The following is a 16,885-nucleotide window of genomic DNA, read 5'->3' as shown; positions in this document are numbered from 1 at the left end:
ACAGAAGGCGGTGCGGGCTGTGCGGGGGCACAGCACCGGGCCGGTCCGCCGAACCCCACCCGTAACGTCGGTGCATGACTGATGAATTCCGTACACACGACGGTCTGACCCTTCGGTACTGGTCCTGGTCCCGGAGCCCGGCCACCGCGCTGCCCCCGGTGCTGCTCCTCCACGGCTTCGCCGCCCATGCCCGGCTGAACTGGGAGGACCCCGGGGTCGTCGAGGCGCTGGTCGCGAAGGGCCGCCGGGTGTACGCCCTGGACGCGCGCGGCCACGGCGACTCGGACAAGCCGCATGACGACACGTACTACGGCGAGTCGCTGATGGCCCGTGATGTGCGCCTGCTGATCGACCGCATCGGCGCGGAACGGGTGCATATCGCGGGCTACTCCATGGGAGCCGTGGTGGCGCTGCTCGCGGCGGCCGACGACAAGCGGATCAGTCGCCTCGTGGCCGGCGGGATCGGTGCGGGTGCGGTGGAGGTGGGCGGTCTGGACACCCGGGCGATGCCTCCGGAGCTGGTGTCCGCGGCGCTCACAGCCGAGGACGCGGCCGACGCCCCGGAGCGGACCCGGGCCTTCCGGGTGCTGGCCGATGTGTCGGGCTCGGACCGGTTCGCGCTGGCGGCGCAGATACGTTCGGTGCACCGGGGCGCGCTGCCGCTGGACCGGATCGACGTCCCCACACTCGTCCTGGCCGGGGAGAGTGATCCTCTCGCGATACGGCCCCGGGTGCTGGCCGACGCGATCGCCGGGTCGGAGCTGGCCGTGCTGCCCGGCGACCATCTGACCGTCGTACGGGATCCGGGTTTCGCCGAGTCCATCACCCGGTTCCTGGCCGAGGACTGAGGGCCGGGCAGCACGAGGGGGCCGGACCGCGGTACGCGCGGCCCGGCCCCCTCGTCCCCCCGAGGTTACGAGGTGTGCGGGCAGTTGCCCCTGTACTCCGCGATCGCCACGCCGGTCGACGGCAGCGGGCAGAGGAACTGCTCGTAGCGGGTGTCATTGTCGATGAAGCGCTTCAGCCACGAGATGCTGTACTTCGCGATCGTCGTGTTCGACGAGTTCGGGGTGAAGTGCGTGGCTCCGCGCAGCTCCAGGTACGCCTTGTCCAGCGAACTCGGCAGCGAGTTGTAGAACGGCTTGGAGTGCGTGGCGACGGGGGCGATCGTGTCGCCGTCCGCGCCGATCACCAGCGTCGGGGTCTTCACCTCGGGCCAGCTCGTGTCGGTGTTCCAGCCGGTCAGCGGGATCGCCGCCTGGAGCGACGGACGGTCCTTCGCGGCCTCGAGGGTGCCGCCCCCGCCCATGGAGTGGCCCATCACACCGAGCCGTGAGGAGTCGATCCGGGTGCGGATCGAGCTGGACTGGGTGAGGTAGTCCAGCGCGGCGAGCAGCTGGTCACCGCGGCTGGCGGGCTGGTCCGCAGTCGTGTTGGTGTCGATCGTGAAGACGACGAAACCCTGCGAGGCCAGGCGCGTTCCCAGCCAGGAGATGCTCGACTGGTAGGCGGTGAAGCCGGGCGAGATGACGACCGCGCCGAACGTGCCGTCCGAGGTGGACGTCGGGTAGTAGATCGTGCCGCCGCCGAAGCCTCTGACGCTCAGCGAGGACACGGACGTCTGGGACGTCGCGTACGAACCGCGGCTCGCCTCGATACTCGAATTGGTCGGCGCCGGACCCCGCTCGTAGGGGTTGTCGGCAGCCTGCGCGCCCGGCATCAGAACGGTGACCAGACCGGCCGTGGCGGCCGCGGCGGCGACGGCGAGCTTGATGGTGCGGGAGCGGCTCTTCGACATCCGGTGGCGGCGCGGAGAGGTGTCGCCGGAGGGGAGGTGCTGCACGAGGGGGGTCCTCTCGGTTGTGGCGGAGCCACAACGCGGCAGCCTTCGGCCCCGTCTTCCCGGGCCTTCGGGGTGCACCGCGTGGGTACCGCCGTCATTCGTTGGCGGTCGCCACACTCGCGGTGCACCCCGTGCGCACACATCGGCGAGATTGCCGGTCTTCGTAACCGGCCCTTCGTTGCCCCCGGGTCAGCGGACCGGGTGGCCGGCCTCCCGGAGAGCACCCTTGACCTCGGAGATCCGCAGGTCACCGAAGTGGAAGACGGACGCGGCCAGGACCGCGTCGGCTCCCGCCTCGATGGCCGGCGGAAAGTCCGACAGCCGGCCCGCACCACCGGAGGCGATGACGGGGACGGTGACGTGCGCCCGTACCGCCTTGATCATCTCGGTGTCGTAGCCGTCCTTCGTACCGTCGGCGTCCATCGAGTTGAGCAGGATCTCGCCCGCGCCGAGTTCGGCGGCCCGGTGGGCCCACTCGACGGCGTCGATGCCGGTGCCCCTGCGGCCGCCGTGCGTCGTCACCTCGAAGGTGCCTTCGGCGGTGCGGCGGGCGTCGACGGAGAGCACGAGCACCTGGCGCCCGAAGCGTTCGGCGATCTCCCGGATCAGCTCGGGGCGGGCGATGGCCGCGGTGTTGACCCCGACCTTGTCGGCCCCGGCCCGCAGCAGCTTGTCCACGTCGTCGGGGGTGCGGACTCCGCCGCCGACCGTGAGCGGGATGAAGACCTGCTCGGCGGTGCGCCGCACGACGTCGTACGTCGTCTCCCGGTCTCCGCTGGAGGCGGTGATGTCGAGGAAGGTCAGCTCGTCGGCGCCCTCGGCGTCGTACAGCTTCGCCATCTCGACGGGGTCGCCCGCGTCGCGCAGGTTCTGGAAGTTGACGCCCTTGACGACGCGGCCGTTGTCGACGTCCAGGCACGGGATGACCCGTACGGCGAGCGTCATCGCTCACCTGCCCGGTAGGCCTCGACCTCGACCTCGACGACCAGGCTGGGGTCGACGAAGCCGGAGACGATGATCATGGAAGCGGCGGGGCGCACGTCGTCGAACAGCTCCTTGTGGGCGCGGCCCACCTCGTCGACGTCCCGGGCGTGCGTGATGTACATCCGGGTGCGGACGACGTCCTCACGGCCGAGTCCGACCTGCTTCAGGGCGTCGAAGGCGACCTGGAAGGAGGCGACGGCCTGCTCGTACGGACTGCCCGCGGAGATCTGGCCGTTGACCACCGACGTACAGCCGGAGACCAGGACGAGCCCGTTCGGGAGCTCCACCGCGCGGGAGTAGCCGAACTTCTCCTCCCACGGGGCGTCCGAGGAGACGCGGCGTACGGAGTCCGTCATGCCGCGACCGCCTTGAGGGCCTCTTCGAGGGTGAACGCCTTCGCGTAGAGCGCCTTGCCGACGATGGCTCCCTCGACGCCTTCCGGGACGAGCAGGGAGATCGCGCGCAGGTCGGCGAGCGAGGAGACGCCGCCGGAGGCGACGACGGGCTTGTCGGTGGCCGCGCAGACGTCCCGCAGGAGCGCCAGGTTGGGGCCCTGCAGCGTGCCGTCCTTGGCGATGTCGGTCACGACGTAGCGGGCGCAGCCCTCGGAGTCGAGGCGGGCGAGCGTCTCGTAGAGGTCGCCGCCGTCGCGGGTCCAGCCACGGCCGCGCAGCGTCGTACCGCGGACGTCGAGGCCGACCGCGATCTGGTCGCCGTGCTCGGCGATGACCTTGGCGACCCACTCGGGGGTCTCCAGGGCGGCGGTGCCGAGGTTGACCCGGCGGCAGCCGGTGGCGAGGGCGGCGGCGAGCGAGGCGTCGTCGCGGATGCCGCCGGAGAGCTCGACCTTGATGTCCATGGCGCCGGCCACTTCGGCGATCAGCGCGCGGTTGTCGCCGGTGCCGAAGGCGGCGTCCAGGTCGACGAGGTGCAGCCACTCGGCCCCGGAGCTCTGCCAGGCGAGGGCGGCCTCCAACGGGGAGCCGTAGGAGGTCTCGGAGCCGGACTCGCCGTGGACGAGGCGGACGGCCTGGCCGTCGCGGACATCAACGGCGGGGAGCAGTTCAAGCTTCGGCATTACAGCGTCTCGATCCAGTTGGTCAGCAGCTGGGCGCCGGCATCGCCGGACTTCTCGGGGTGGAACTGGGTGGCCCACAGCGCGCCGTTCTCCACGGCCGCCACGAACCGCTCTCCGTGTGTCGCCCAAGTGACCTTGGGGGCACGGATCTTGGCGTTGGTGACTTCGAGGGCCCAGTCGTGCGCGGCGTAGGAGTGCACGAAGTAGTAGCGGGACTCGGGGTCGAGACCGGCGAAGAGCTGGGAGCCCTCGGGGGATTCGACGGTGTTCCAGCCCATGTGCGGGACGACATCGGCCTCGAGGGGTCCGACGGTGCCGGGCCACTCGTCGAGGCCCTCGGTCTCCACTCCGTGCTCGATGCCGCGCTCGAACAGGATCTGCATACCCACGCAGATGCCCATGACGGGACGGCCGCCGGACAGCCTGCGGCCGATGATCCAATCGCCGCGGGCCTGCTTCAGCCCTTCCATGCAGGCCGAGAAGGCACCGACGCCGGGGACGAGCAGCCCGTCGGCGTTCATCGCACGGTCGAAGTCGCGGGTGATCTCCACGTCCGCGCCGACGTGGGCGAGGGCCCGCTCGGCGGAACGTACGTTGCCGAAGCCGTAGTCGAAGACGACGACCTTCTTGCTTTCGCTCACAGTCCTGCCCTCAGTCCCAGATTCCCTGGATCCGCATGACGCCTGCGACCAGGCACATCACGGATCCGATCCCGAGAAGCACGACGACGCCCTTGGGCATCCCCTGCTTCCAGAAGGAGTAGACGCCGCCGGCCAGGAAGAGGCCGACGATGATCAGCACAGTGTTGAGGCCGGTCACAGTGCGCCCTTCGTGGACGGAAGGATTCCGGCTGCGCGGGGGTCGTGCTCGCTGGCGTACCGCAGGGCGCGCGCGAGCGCCTTGAACTGGCACTCCACGATGTGGTGGGCGTTGCGGCCGTACGGGACATGGACGTGCAGGGCGATCTGGGCCTGGGCGACGAAGGACTCCAGGATGTGCCGGGTCATCGTCGTGTCGTACTCGCCGATCATCGGCGCCATCTTCTCGGGCTCGGTGTGCACGAGGTAAGGGCGCCCGGAGAGGTCGACGGTGACCTGGGCGAGCGACTCGTCCAGCGGGACGGTGCAGTTGCCGAAGCGGTAGATGCCGACCTTGTCGCCGAGCGCCTGCTTGAAGGCGGCGCCGAGCGCGAGGGCGGTGTCCTCGATCGTGTGGTGCGAGTCGATGTGCAGGTCGCCCTCGGTCTTGACCGTGAGGTCGAAGAGGCCGTGGCGGCCGAGCTGGTCGAGCATGTGGTCGTAGAAGCCGACCCCGGTCGCGACATCGACCTTGCCGGTGCCGTCGAGGTTGATCTCGACGAGCACGGAGGTCTCCTTGGTGGTCCGCTCCACCCTGCCTACGCGGCTCATGCGTCGTGCTCCTTCTTCAGTTCGCGCACCGCATCGAGGAACGCGTCGTTCTCTTGCGGGGTTCCCGCGGAGACCCGCAGCCACCCCGGTACGCCGTTGTCCCGGACCAGGACACCCCGGTCGAGGATCTGCTGCCAGGCGGTGTGGCTGTCGGCGAAGCGGCCGAACTGGACGAAGTTGGCGTCCGAGTCGGTGACGGCGAAGCCGAGCTCCCGCAGCCCGCCGACCAGCCGGTCGCGCTCGCGCTTGAGCTGCGCGACGTACCCGAGCAGCGTATCGGTGTGCTCCAGGGCGGCGAGCGCGGTGGCCTGGGTGACGGAGGACAGGTGGTACGGCAGGCGTACCAGCTGGACGGCGTCGACGACGGCCGGATCGGCGGCGAGGTAGCCGAGGCGCAGGCCCGCGGCGCCGAACGCCTTGGACATGGTGCGCGAGAGCACCAGGTTCCGGCGGCCCTCGATCAGCGGGAGCAGCGAGGGGTGGTGGCTGAATTCGCCGTACGCCTCGTCGATGACGACCATCGAGGGCCGGGCTGCCTGGGCGGCGTCGTACAGCGCGAGGACGGTGTCCGCGTCGACGGCGGTGCCGGTGGGGTTGTTGGGCGAGGTGATGAAGACCACCTCGGGGCGGTGCTCGGCGATGGCCTTCTTCGCGGCCTCCACGTCGATCGTGAAGTCCTCGTTGCGCGGCCCGGAGATCCAGCCGGTGCCGGTGCCGCGTGCGATGAGGGCGTGCATCGAGTACGAGGGCTCGAAGCCGATCGCGGTGCGCCCGGGTCCGCCGAAGGTCTGCAGCAGCTGCTGGAGCACCTCGTTGGAGCCGTTGGCCGCCCAGACGTTGGCGTGTCCGACCTCGTGCCCGGCGGTGCGGGTGAGGTAGCGGGCCAGCTCGGTGCGGAGCTCCACGGCGTCGCGGTCGGGGTAGCGGTTGAGGTTCCGGGCGGCCTCGCGGACCCGCTCGGCGATGCGGTCGACGAGCGCGTCGGGGAGCGGGTAGGGGTTCTCGTTGGTGTTCAGCCGTACGGGTACGTCGAGCTGGGGCGCCCCGTACGGGGACTGGCCGCGCAGCTCGTCGCGGATCGGGAGGTCGTCCCAGGCGTTGCGCGGGGTGCTGTCGTTGCTCACTGCTGCGGAACCTTCCAGCCGAACCTGGCCTTGAGCGCGGCGCCGTGGGCGGGGAGGTCCTCCGCCTCGGCGAGGGTCACGACGTGGTGGGTGACCTCGGCGAGCGCGTCACGCGTGTAGTCGACGATGTGGATGCCGCGCAGGAAGGACTGCACGGACAGGCCCGAGGAGTGGCAGGCGCAGCCACCGGTGGGCAGGACGTGGTTGGAGCCGGCGCAGTAGTCACCGAGGGACACGGGCGACCAGGGGCCGACGAAGACGGCTCCGGCGTTACGGACCCGGTCGGCGACGGCGGCGGCGTTCTCCGTCTGGATCTCCAGGTGCTCGGCGGCGTACGCGTCGACGACCTTGAGACCGTCCTCCAGGTCGTTGACCAGGACGATCGCGGACTGGCGGCCGGCCAGCGCGGGCTCGATCCGGTCCGTGACGTGCTTGGTCGCGGCGACCTGGGGGCGCAGCTCGGCCTCGGTGGCGGCGGCCAGCTCCTCGGAGTCGGTGACGAGCACGGCGGCGGCCATCGGGTCGTGCTCGGCCTGGCTGATCAGGTCGGCGGCGATGTGCACCGGGTCGGCACTCGCGTCGGCGAGGATCGCGATCTCGGTGGGACCGGCCTCGGCGTCGATGCCGATGCGGCCCTTGAGCAGGCGCTTGGCGGCGGCGACGTAGATGTTGCCGGGGCCGGTGACGAGGTTGACGGGCAGGCAATCCTCGGTGCCGTACGCGAACATCGCGACGGCCTGGGAGCCGCCGGCGGCATACACCTCGTCGACGCCGAGCAGGGCGCAGGCGGCGAGGATCGTGGGGTGCGGGAGGCCGCCGAAGTCCTTCTGGGGCGGGGAGGCGACGGCGATGCCCTCGACGCCGGCCTCCTGGGCCGGGACCACGTTCATGACGACGGACGAGGGGTAGACCGAGCGCCCGCCCGGGACGTACAGCCCGACGCGCTCGACGGGCACCCACTTCTCGGTGACCGTGCCGCCGGGGACGACCTGGGTGGTGTGCGTGGTGCGGCGCTGCTCGCGGTGGACGAGGCGGGTACGGCGGATCGACTCCTCGAGCGCCGCCCGTACAGCAGGGTCGAGCTGCTCCAGCGCCCCGGTGATCGCGGCGGCCGGGACCCGGATCGAGTCGATCCGTACGCCGTCGAGTTTCTCTCCCCACTCGATCACTGCCGCGGAGCCACGATGGCGTACGTCCTCGCAGATGGGCCGCACCGTCTCCAGGGCGGCTTCCACGTCGAACTCGGCACGGGGCAGCAGGTCGCGCAGGGCGCCGCCTTCGGGGAGGGCGGTACCGCGCAGATCGATTCGAGAGATCACCCCGTAATTCTCTCAGACCGCTTCCGGCGTCCGGTCCTCCGTATCACTGGCTGATACATGTCCCGGCTGTCACAGCTGACTACTAGCGTTCACGTCGTCACACAGCGGGAAGAACGGTTGTACGAAGCGCGGGACGAGCCGCGCAGGCGGAGGTAAGGCAGTGACCGAGCCGCACGACGGCGAAATCCCGGACGGACTCAGCGCAGCGGAGCTGGGCATGTGGCAGTCCTTCCGGAACGGCACCACCTACGATCTGCGCTCCCACGACGCGATGCGCGACGATCCGTTCGCGCCGCACATCTGGGGGCCGGAGCGGAGTGTCGGCGCCCGGACGGTGGCGCGGCTGCTGCTGAGCGGGCCTCCAGCGCGGCCGGGGCGGGTGGCCGCCCTGAAGCTCCGGGGCGTGCGTATCACCGGGAAGCTGGACCTGGCGGGCGGCCGGGTCTCTCCGTACGTGGAACTGACGGGCTGCCGCTTCGAGCAGGAGGTCGTCATGCCCGAGTGCCATTTCACGACGCTGCGCATGGTGGGTTGCGCGGTGCCGAGACTGGACGCAGCCCGGTTGCACACGGAGGGCGATCTGCATCTGCCGCGGTGCCGGGTGGAGCGCGGCATCCGGCTGACCGACGCCCAGATCGGCACTGATCTGCTGATCAGCCAGATCAGCGTCGGCCCCGACCGGCGCGGCCGCGCCTTCGTGGGCGACGGGATGTCGGTGGCGCAGGACCTGCAGGCGGAGATGATCGAGACGCGTGGTGAGCTGAGCCTGCGCGGGGCCAAGGTCGGCGGTTCGCTGAGCCTGCGGGGCAGTCGGCTGCGCGCGACGGACGGGCGGCGGGCACTGAACGCCCCGCAGCTGAGCGTGGAACGCACGCTGTACATGACCGAGGCCTGGGTGAGCATCGACACCGGGAACCAGGGCACCACTCCCCCGTTCGGCATCATCCGGGGCATCACCCCTGCGCGCGGGACCCGCGCGCAGGTCTTCGAGTGCCGGGGCGCGGTACGGCTCGACGACGGTCGATTCGGGGACGCGGTGGATCTGCACAAGGGCCGGTTCGTCATGGCCCCGCACGAGGAGCTGTCGCTGCGCCGGATCGTGACGCCCGAGTTGCGGTTCAACGCGGAGCGCCCGCAGGAGGGCCGGGTCGTGCTGAACGGCGCGAAGGTCGTCACGCTGATCGACCTGTCGACCAGCTGGCCGGGCCCCGGCGGGCTGGCGATGGGCGGTTTCGTCTACGAGAACCTCGTCCCCTACGGGCACTTCCCGCTGTCCCGGCGTCTGGAGTGGGTGCAGGCCGCGACGCCGGAGTACGTACCGGAGCCGTACGAGCGGCTCGCCACGGTGCTCAGGAACTGCGGTGAGGACGCGGACGCCCGTGAGGTGCTGCTCGCCAAGCAGCGGCGCCGGCGCGAGACGCTGCCGCCCGCAGCCAGGCTCTGGGGTTATCTGCAGGACTGGACGGTGGCGTACGGCTACCGGCCGGGGCGGGCGGCGGTGTGGATGGCGGTGCTGTGGGCGGCGGGGGCGGTGGCCTTCTCGCAGTACCACCCGGCGGCGATCAAGGCGGAGGAGCATCCGCAGTGGAATGCCCCGCTGTACGCACTGGATCTGCTGGTGCCGGTGATCAATCTCGGGCAGGACGGTTACTGGCGGATGGAGGACGGCTGGCAGTGGGCTGCGGCGGCCCTCGTCATGCTGGGGTGGATATTGGCCACCACGGTGGCGGCGGGTGCCTCCCGGATGCTGCGCCGCGGCTGACCGGAGGCCTGCTCCTGCCGGGCCGGATTCCGGGCCGGCACAGTGATCGAAAGGCCTGTCGATCCACGGCCACAAGCTCGGTAGACAGCAACAGGACAGTCGGAATCAGGCCGGTCACGGCCGTTTCCTTTGCTCTTTCTTGACCCTCTTCAGGGCAACCCTCGCACTCGCTACAGAAGCTTCACAGAGACCCCCTGGCGCGGCCCCGACCAGGGCTTTTCAATGGTCTGCACCATGGCTTTCCTCCGCGCGATGCTGACTTCCGCGTGCTCGCTCCGACGCAGCCCCGGGCTGTCGGCCGGACTGCCCGCGGACAATGCCGTGCTGCTCGACGCCCCCGACGAGCGGCTGTCGCCCGCGCTGGTGGCGGCCGCCCTGGGAGAGTTCGAACCTGCGGCCAAGCTCCTCGCCACCACTCGGGACGCCGCCGAGTGGGAGACCCGCGACCGCTGCCTCGCCCGCCTGGTGACCTTCGCCCGCAGCCGCGACGGCTGGCTCACCGACTGGCTGGCCGCCGCGCCGCGCGACCCGGACGCCCTGCTCGTCAAAGCCGAACTGGCCGTACGCCGCGCCTGGGAGTCCCCCGCCCACGTCGAACTCCTGCGCGAGGTGGCCCCGCTCATCACGGCGGCGGCCGAGGCCGATCCCCGCGACCCGGTGCCCTGGCGGCTCGCCCTCGACCACGCCCGCGGCACGCATGCCTCCCACACCGTCTTCGAATCGCTGTGGGAGCAGGCCGTACGCCGCTCGGCGCACCACTACGGCTGCCATGTCGCCGCGCTCCAGTACCTCTCCGCCGCCTGGTACGGCTCCCACCGCGAGTGCTTCGACTTCGCCGAACGGGCGGCGGAGGACGCCGCGGCGGACTCCCTGGTGCAGGCACTCCCCGTACGGGCGGCCTTCGCGCTCCTGCACGACGAGAGGTCCGCCGGGCGGACGACTTCCGTGCAGGAGGACCGGATCGACGCAGCGGCCGATCTCGCGATCACACTTTCCGCCGCGTATCCGCCCGGCGATCCGTGGCCGGCCGAGGTACGCAATCTCCTCGTCCACGTACTGGTCGCACGGGGGCGATGGGAGGAGGCGCTGGAGCAGTTCCAGCTGATCGGACGGTTTGCGACGACGTTCCCGTGGGCGTCCGTGTCCGACGATGCGCTCAGCGGGTTCCTCGACGCGAGAGCGGATGTCCGGCTCCGGGTGGCCTCTTCCACGCCCTCGCGTGGACGGGCCGGACACGGCGGGCTCCGCGGCCATTAGGCTTGACCGTTGTGACCACCGCTCGTCTCCCCCTGTTCCCGCTGAACGCGGTGCTGTTCCCCGGCCTCGTGCTGCCTCTCAACGTCTTCGAGGAGCGTTATCGCGCCATGATGCGCGAGCTGCTCGAGATCGACGAGGACGAACCGCGCCGCTTCGTCGTGGTCGCGATCCGCGACGGCCGCGAGACCGCCCCGACGGCCACCGGGATGCCCGACGCGGTCGCCGCCGCCGGCCACGTCGAGCGCGCCCCTGCCGACGGCTTCGGCCCCGATCCGATCCAGAGCTTCCACCGGGTCGGCTGTGTCGCCGACGCGGCGAAGATCCGTGAACGCGCCGACGGCAGCTTCGAGGTCCTCGCGACCGGCACCACCCGGGTCAAGCTGCTCTCCGTCGACGCGAGCGGCCCCTATCTGACGGCCGAGGTCGAGGAACTGACCGAGGATCCGGACGACGAGGGGCGCGGCAGCGACGACCCCAAGGCCTCGGACGAGGCCGGCGCACTGGCCGAGGGAGTCCTGAGGGCCTTCCGCAGTTACCAGAAGCGGCTTGCCGGGGCCAACGAGCGTTCCCTGACGACGGGTGCGGACCTGCCGGACGACCCGTCCGTCGTCTCGTACCTGGTGGCCGCCGCGGCCGTCCTCGACATCCCGTCGAAGCAGCGGCTGCTCCAGGCGCCCGACACCGCGACCCGGCTGCGCGAGGAGCTGACGCTCCTGCGCAAGGAGACCGCGGTCATCCGGCATCTGCCGTCGCTGCCCGCGATCGACCTGACCCGCGGACCCACGCACCCCAACTGACCCGAGGACCCCGCCGGTGGCGAAGAAGGCCAGGAAACAGCAGCAGCCCGGCGGTACCCCGGCCACGGTCGCACTGACCGCGGCGGGCACCGCCTTCACGGTCCGCTCCTACGATCACGACCCGGCCTCCCCGTCCTACGGCGAGGAAGCGGCCGAGGCGCTCGGGGTGCCGCCCGAGAGGGTGTTCAAGACCCTGGTCGCCGATGTCGACGGCGAGCTGATCGTCGCGGTCGTCCCCGTCGCCGGGTCCCTGGATCTCAAGGCACTGGCATCGGCGGTGGGCGGCAAACGGGCGGCGATGGCGGACCCGGCGGCGGCCGAACGCACGACGGGCTACGTCCGCGGCGGCATCTCCCCCCTGGGCCAGCGCAAACGACTGCGTACGGTCCTCGACGCCTCGGCACGGACGCACACCACGATCTGCGTCTCGGCGGGCCGGCGCGGCCTGGAGGTCGAACTGTCGGCGGACGACCTGGCGGCATTGACGAACGCGGTACTGGCCCCGATCGGCCGCGGGTAGCTTGTGAGTCCGTCCGGCGGATGAGAACCGCGGTCGGGGCGGAGCCCTGGCCGGGGAAAGGGCGGGCCCGCCCTTTCCGGGCGCCCCACCCGCACCGCTACGACCGCTCCGGCCCTTCCACCGCCCCGTTCTCGGGCCACTGCCGCCCGGCAGAAGCAGATCCGGATGCAGAACCGGCGGCCGGCCCGGAGTCCGCCCCGTATCCGGCCTCCCACTCCGGTTCCGGGTCCCGCGGCCCGAACAGCGCCGTCAGACCCAGGTGCACGATCATCGCCGCAATCGGCCAGGCAAGCATCGCCGCCCCCACCGCATGCAGCTCCAGCGGCGCATCGAACGTCACCCCCTTGCCGACCTCCTTGGCATGGGCGACCACATCCGACGTCGGCCCGAACCACGTGCCGATCCCCCACGCCAGCAGCGAGCCGAGCAGTCCGCCCAGGGCGAGCGCGACCACCGGTGCGATCCCTCCGCGCCTGCGGAAGAGGAAGACGGCGGCTGCCGATACGAGGCCGAACGCGAGCGCCAGCAGAACGAACGTACCGTCCGCCCCGATGGCCTCCTCGCCCTCGCTGTTCTTGAGGAACACCGCCGTCTCGTCGGAGATCAGCGGCACACGAGGCGCCAGCCACAGCCACAGCAGCCCGAGCGCCGCACCGGCCACCGTCAGCAACCCGGTGACCACGGCGGCCCGCCGCACTTCGGCCACGAGATCCGTCCCGGCCAGCGGCTCCTGGCCGCCGGGCGCGGCATGGGATCCCGACGGCGTAGCCTGCCAGGGATCATCGGACGGGGGCTGGTGAGGCGGCGTCAACGGTGCGGTCACGCTGCCATCGTGCCAGGCCGCCCGGCACGCCGCCTCACCGGACCGCCGACAGGGCGAGGGCCTCCCGTTCGGAGCATGCCGGGCTCGCGTGCCCCGGCACGCACGCCGGTCCGCCCCGGCCCCGGCGGGAGGGCCCGCCGAACCGCCGTCGGTCCTACCGGACCGCCGCCCGCCGGTAGGCCCACGTCGCCACGGCCAGCGACAGGACACCGACCACCGCGCACACCCCGAGGTCGAGGGCGACGACCGCCCAGTCGGGGTGTGCGTCGAAGGACCGGGCCAGCGCCTCGACGCCGTACGTCGAGGGCAGCAGGTCACGGGCCCATCCCACCGGCCCCGGCAGCCGGTCGGCCGGCAGCACGCCGAGCAGCAGTGCGGCGGACATCCCCAGCTGCCCGAGCAGCGTCGCGAGCTCCTGCCGCGGCGCCAGGAGCCCGAGCGCGGCGCCCAGCCCCGAGAGCGCGGCCCCGGACAGCGGAATGACTGCGACGAGCACCCACAGATGTGTCATGGGCAGCCCGAACAGCACGCTCCCCGTGACCGCCGTGACGATCGTGCCGGGCACGGTGAACGAGGCGTACGCACCCGCCGCCCCCAGCACCACCGCCGCGGGCGGCACCGGCAGTGTGGCGTAGTGGTCGAGACCCCCGTCCGCCCGCAGCCGGCCGAAGTACTGGGCCAGCAGGTTCAGCGCCACGAAGGCCACGACCAGCACGCTGGACCCCGCGACCACGGCCCGCGCCTCGGAGCCGCCGTCGACGACGCCCCGCATGAGCACCATGATTCCGATGGACTGGAAGGTCGCCACGAACAGCAGCGGGATCCGGGCGACCCTCGCCCTCGACAGCTGCGCCCGGTACACGGCGGCCAGCGCGGGCAGGAACCGGGCCCGCGGGGCGAGGGGTGCCGGAGTGGTACGAGCGGGCCGGCCGGGCCGGTTGCCGGCCGTCGTCCGGACCGCCGGCACGGACACCTTTTCCACGGACTCCACAGGAAGGATGCTCGTCACCTGGCGCTGCTCCCCTTCGACACGTTCATGATCACGCCTTCACCAGCCCCTCGGTCGCCCTCGCCGCATCCCCGCCGAGCGCCAGATAGACGTCCTCCAGGCTGGGCGTGGCCAGCGTGAAGTCGTCCAGCGAGGAGAACGCCGCCCCGCCCGTCACCGCGGCGACCGCCGCCCGTGCCTCGTCCGGCCCCAGCCGCAGCACCCAGCGGCGCCCCGACTCCTGGGCAGAACCTCGCAGCGCGGCCACCTCGGGGACGTCCAGCGGCGCCCGCTCGCGCCACACGAGCTCGACCCGGACCTCGCCGGCCACCCGTTCCTTGAGCCCGGCCGGGGTGTCGCAGGCGATGACCTTGCCACGTTCCATGACGGCGACCCGGTCGAGTACGGTCTCGGCCTCGATCACATTGTGGGTCACGAGCAGGACCGTCGCGCCGTGCTCGGCCCGGCGCCGGTCGACGGCGGACCACACCGCACGCCGGGCAACGGGGTCCATGCCCGTCGTCGGCTCGTCGAGGACCAGGACGGGGCGCTCCCCCACCAGCGTGGCGGCGAAGCAGGCGAGCCGCCGCTGGCCGCCGGACAGATTCCTCAGGGGCCGGCCGGCAAGCTCCGTGAGCCCCAGTTCCTCGAGTACGGCATCGCGCGCGGCCCGGGCCTCCCGCACCGGCATGCCCCTCAGCCGACCGGTGGTCTCGGCCGCGAGGGACACCGTCAGCTCGTCCAGGGCGGTGGACTCCTGCCCGAGGTACCCGATGAGCCGGGAAGCCCGCTCGGGGTGGCGTACGAGATCGTGCCCCAGCACCTCGACGCTGCCGGAGTCGGGGCGCATCAGCCCCGTGAGCTGGCGTACGAGTGTGGACTTGCCCGCACCGTTGGGTCCGAGCAGCCCGAAGATCTCGCCGCGCCGGACATCGAGGCTGATCCCGTCGGTGGCCCGCACCTCGGGGGTGGCTGCCCGACCGCGTCGGCCGCGGACGGCGGGATAGGTCCTGACCAGATCACGCACCGCGCACACGGTCCCGGTCCCGGTCTGTGCCTGTGCTGTGCCCGTACTCACGAGGTACGAGAGTACGGGGTCGGATGCCCCGTATTGCGCCCGGGGCCGGGCAGCGCCCCGTTGTTGCCGCCCTGCCTACTCCGCGACGGGGACAGGGTCCGCGGCGGCCCGCACATCGATCTCGCGCCAGAAACCTGCCCGGATGGCGTAGCGGTCGTGCTCGTCGATCTGGTCGTCCTTGTGGGCGAGCAGCCCGAACCGTGCCGCGTACCGCAGCAGCTCCCCGTCGATCCGGTGCGGGATACGCGGGTACATGGTGGCCAGTTTCTGCAGGTGGACGGTCTCCGGCAGCCGCTCCATCCAGCGCCGGGCGAAGACCTGGCCGACCTCGAAGGGGTCGCCGCCGACGGTGGTGATGTCCTCCTCCCGGTCCGCCCAGCGCTGCTCGGCGCTGGTGAGCTGGGCCAGGGTCGGCAGGGACGCGGTCTCCGCGGGTTCGCCGAGGGGTCCGCCGCGCTCCACCCAGCCCTTGTCGGACGACCAGCGCAGGGTCGCGTTGGGGGCGGGCAGCTGTACGGGGTGCTGGGCGGTCTGCGAGCCGGGTGCCCGCAGACTGGCCAGGTCCTTGGGGGTGGGAACTCCTCTGCTGCCGGCGGCGGGCTGCGGATGCGTGGCCGTCTCGTCGGCCGGTGCGCCGCTGCCGTTGCGCGCCGCGGCGGCCTGGGCCTCCGACGCCCGCTCGGCCGAGGCGGCCAGCGCGGCCTCGGGCAGCGGCGCGGAGAGGATCGCGGCGATCTCGGGGCGTGGAACGGGCGGCGGCGCACACACACCGCCCGTGTCCTTGGCCCGTACGGCCTTGGTGATCCAGGCCCGGTCGAGCACCCGGCGTTCGTCCGCCTCGGCGACGAGGTCCTCGGACTGGTTGTAGTCGCCGTCGGCGGCCTGGACCGCCCAGAGGTGGACGGCCACGCCATGTTCCTTGGCGGACATCAGTCCGGGCAGCAGGTCTCCGTCGCCGGTCACGAGCACCACATCGGAGCAGGCGCGGTTTCTGGCCAGTTCGGTGAGCTCGGCGTGCATCGCCGCGTCGACGCCCTTCTGCGCCCACCGTCCGTCACTGCGGGTGAGCGCCCCCAGCCGAACGGTCACCCGCGGCATCACCCGGAGCCGGCGGTGTTCGGGCTGGGGTACACGGTCGGGGGCGCCGTCGAACCAGTAGATCCGGAGCAGGGGCTGTTCCGTGTCGGCCTCGGCGCGCTCCCGCAGTCCCTGGATCAGGGCCGTGTGGTCGACGGTGATGCGGGAACGGGCGGGCTCTCCGGCCAGCAGACTCGCGGCTGCGCCCAGCAAGTAGCCGGCGTCCACCAGGACGACGCAACGGTCCACGCGTTCCACCCTCTTCCAGGAATTCGGGAACGGATCAGCGGACCCGGTCATGGGGGGTGGGTCCGCTTGCTCGGGGTTCGCTTACTCAGGGTTTCCTTCGAGTCTGCCCGACCGTACGAGGGTTAAGGTCCGGAACTCGATCATCGGCGTGGCGGATCCGGGAAACGGCGCATGATACCGCCCGAATTACACTGGGTAATGATCCAACATGCGGCTTATGGGGTGCTATGTGAGTCTGACATCGGTCCTGGCCCCGAGATTCCCCACAGGAGGCATCACCATGGCCAAGAACAAGAACCGCAAGCAGGGCAGCCAGCACGACCGCGCGTCCGCCGCGGAGCGTGGTGCGGAGGAGGCGAGGTCGACGGCCTACGAGTCGCAGACCCAGCCGCAGTCGCAGGCCCAGGGCAGCCCTTCCGATGTTGCCCGTAAGCACCAGAAGCGCTTCGGCCACAACTGACGGTTCCGTAGGGCCGACAGGCCGAGAGGGGCGGGCCCCCCGGGGGGGGGGGCGCCGCCGCCCCGGGCGGGGGGGGGGTGTGTCGCGGCCCCGGCCGGCAGGGCGGGGCGCGCGCGC

At 71.6% G+C, this 16,885-nt stretch carries 19 protein-coding genes; 6 read left to right on the top strand and 13 right to left on the bottom strand.

Annotated features, from left to right (window positions below):
* Nucleotides 1-74: 74 nt before the first annotated feature.
* A complete protein-coding gene (locus ACFWBQ_RS20495; protein WP_385490770.1) occupies nucleotides 75-848 on the top strand; it encodes an alpha/beta fold hydrolase in 774 nt (257 codons plus the stop codon).
* Nucleotides 849-913: 65 nt separating this feature from the next.
* On the opposite strand, the gene ACFWBQ_RS20490 is transcribed toward ACFWBQ_RS20495, so the two are convergent.
* The 9 genes from ACFWBQ_RS20490 to hisD form a co-directional block, all read right to left on the bottom strand.
* Nucleotides 914-1,798, bottom strand: coding sequence for an alpha/beta hydrolase family protein (locus tag ACFWBQ_RS20490; protein ID WP_385491066.1), 885 nt, complete (start codon nucleotides 1,796-1,798; stop codon nucleotides 914-916).
* A gap of 234 nt (nucleotides 1,799-2,032) precedes the next feature.
* Entirely contained in the window at nucleotides 2,033-2,788 is a 756-nt protein-coding gene (gene hisF / locus ACFWBQ_RS20485) for an imidazole glycerol phosphate synthase subunit HisF (protein WP_385490767.1), read from the bottom strand.
* A complete protein-coding gene (locus ACFWBQ_RS20480) occupies nucleotides 2,785-3,183 on the bottom strand; it encodes a RidA family protein (RefSeq protein ID WP_385490765.1) in 399 nt (132 codons plus the stop codon). Before ACFWBQ_RS20480 ends, hisF begins: the two co-directional genes overlap by 4 nt.
* Nucleotides 3,180-3,905: a bifunctional 1-(5-phosphoribosyl)-5-((5-phosphoribosylamino)methylideneamino)imidazole-4-carboxamide isomerase/phosphoribosylanthranilate isomerase PriA gene (gene priA, locus ACFWBQ_RS20475; RefSeq protein ID WP_385490762.1), complete on the bottom strand. Its 726-nt coding sequence runs from the start codon at nucleotides 3,903-3,905 to the stop codon at nucleotides 3,180-3,182. The genes ACFWBQ_RS20480 and priA overlap by 4 nt, the downstream gene beginning before the upstream one ends.
* On the bottom strand, nucleotides 3,905-4,546 hold the full coding sequence (gene hisH / locus ACFWBQ_RS20470; RefSeq protein WP_385490759.1) for an imidazole glycerol phosphate synthase subunit HisH: 642 nt from the start codon (nucleotides 4,544-4,546) through the stop codon (nucleotides 3,905-3,907). Before hisH ends, priA begins: the two co-directional genes overlap by 1 nt.
* A gap of 10 nt (nucleotides 4,547-4,556) precedes the next feature.
* Entirely contained in the window at nucleotides 4,557-4,724 is a 168-nt protein-coding gene (locus tag ACFWBQ_RS20465) for a hypothetical protein (protein WP_385490756.1), read from the bottom strand.
* The gene (hisB, locus tag ACFWBQ_RS20460) at nucleotides 4,721-5,314 is read right to left on the bottom strand and encodes an imidazoleglycerol-phosphate dehydratase HisB (protein WP_031098999.1); all 594 of its coding nucleotides are present in this window, start codon (nucleotides 5,312-5,314) and stop codon (nucleotides 4,721-4,723) included. Before hisB ends, ACFWBQ_RS20465 begins: the two co-directional genes overlap by 4 nt.
* A complete protein-coding gene (locus tag ACFWBQ_RS20455) occupies nucleotides 5,311-6,438 on the bottom strand; it encodes a histidinol-phosphate transaminase (protein WP_385490753.1) in 1,128 nt (375 codons plus the stop codon). The genes hisB and ACFWBQ_RS20455 overlap by 4 nt, the downstream gene beginning before the upstream one ends.
* The gene (gene hisD, locus ACFWBQ_RS20450; RefSeq protein ID WP_385490750.1) at nucleotides 6,435-7,757 is read right to left on the bottom strand and encodes a histidinol dehydrogenase; all 1,323 of its coding nucleotides are present in this window, start codon (nucleotides 7,755-7,757) and stop codon (nucleotides 6,435-6,437) included. The genes ACFWBQ_RS20455 and hisD overlap by 4 nt, the downstream gene beginning before the upstream one ends.
* Before the next feature lie 160 nt (nucleotides 7,758-7,917).
* Between hisD and ACFWBQ_RS20445 the strand changes: the two genes are divergently transcribed.
* The 4 genes from ACFWBQ_RS20445 to ybaK all read left to right on the top strand — a co-directional run bounded on the left by ACFWBQ_RS20445 (nucleotide 7,918) and on the right by ybaK (nucleotide 12,093).
* Nucleotides 7,918-9,519 carry an oxidoreductase gene (locus ACFWBQ_RS20445; RefSeq protein WP_385490748.1) on the top strand — a complete coding sequence of 534 codons (1,602 nt, stop codon included), beginning with the start codon at nucleotides 7,918-7,920 and terminating at the stop codon, nucleotides 9,517-9,519.
* A 222-nt stretch (nucleotides 9,520-9,741) separates the two neighbouring features.
* Nucleotides 9,742-10,776 (top strand): hypothetical protein, encoded by a 1,035-nt coding sequence (locus tag ACFWBQ_RS20440; RefSeq protein ID WP_385490746.1) that lies wholly within the window; start codon nucleotides 9,742-9,744, stop codon nucleotides 10,774-10,776.
* A gap of 11 nt (nucleotides 10,777-10,787) precedes the next feature.
* The gene (locus ACFWBQ_RS20435) at nucleotides 10,788-11,573 is read left to right on the top strand and encodes an LON peptidase substrate-binding domain-containing protein (protein ID WP_385490743.1); all 786 of its coding nucleotides are present in this window, start codon (nucleotides 10,788-10,790) and stop codon (nucleotides 11,571-11,573) included.
* 16 nt (nucleotides 11,574-11,589) lie between these two features.
* A complete protein-coding gene (gene ybaK / locus ACFWBQ_RS20430; RefSeq protein ID WP_385490740.1) occupies nucleotides 11,590-12,093 on the top strand; it encodes a Cys-tRNA(Pro) deacylase in 504 nt (167 codons plus the stop codon).
* A gap of 97 nt (nucleotides 12,094-12,190) precedes the next feature.
* On the opposite strand, the gene ACFWBQ_RS20425 is transcribed toward ybaK, so the two are convergent.
* The 4 genes from ACFWBQ_RS20425 to ACFWBQ_RS20410 all read right to left on the bottom strand — a co-directional run bounded on the left by ACFWBQ_RS20425 (nucleotide 12,191) and on the right by ACFWBQ_RS20410 (nucleotide 16,317).
* The gene (locus tag ACFWBQ_RS20425) at nucleotides 12,191-12,916 is read right to left on the bottom strand and encodes an ABC transporter permease (RefSeq protein WP_385490738.1); all 726 of its coding nucleotides are present in this window, start codon (nucleotides 12,914-12,916) and stop codon (nucleotides 12,191-12,193) included.
* A 154-nt stretch (nucleotides 12,917-13,070) separates the two neighbouring features.
* Complete coding sequence (locus tag ACFWBQ_RS20420; RefSeq protein ID WP_385490736.1) at nucleotides 13,071-13,925, bottom strand: ABC transporter permease; 855 nt, start codon at nucleotides 13,923-13,925, stop codon at nucleotides 13,071-13,073.
* Nucleotides 13,926-13,956: 31 nt separating this feature from the next.
* Nucleotides 13,957-14,940: an ABC transporter ATP-binding protein gene (locus ACFWBQ_RS20415; RefSeq protein ID WP_385491063.1), complete on the bottom strand. Its 984-nt coding sequence runs from the start codon at nucleotides 14,938-14,940 to the stop codon at nucleotides 13,957-13,959.
* 117 nt (nucleotides 14,941-15,057) lie between these two features.
* Nucleotides 15,058-16,317, bottom strand: a complete 1,260-nt coding sequence (locus ACFWBQ_RS20410; RefSeq protein WP_385491060.1) for an NYN domain-containing protein — start codon at nucleotides 16,315-16,317, stop codon at nucleotides 15,058-15,060.
* Nucleotides 16,318-16,588: 271 nt separating this feature from the next.
* Here ACFWBQ_RS20410 and ACFWBQ_RS20405 point away from each other — a divergent pair, with 271 nt between their 5' ends.
* Nucleotides 16,589-16,768, top strand: a complete 180-nt coding sequence (locus ACFWBQ_RS20405) for a hypothetical protein (protein WP_385490733.1) — start codon at nucleotides 16,589-16,591, stop codon at nucleotides 16,766-16,768.
* The last annotated feature ends 117 nt before the right edge of the window (nucleotides 16,769-16,885 follow it).

Source organism: Streptomyces sp. NPDC060035 (genome assembly GCF_042736635.1).
Lineage (GTDB): Bacteria > Actinomycetota > Actinomycetes > Streptomycetales > Streptomycetaceae > Streptomyces.
Note: the sequence above shows the minus strand (reverse complement) of the source record. Positions and strands in the feature narration are given on the sequence as shown.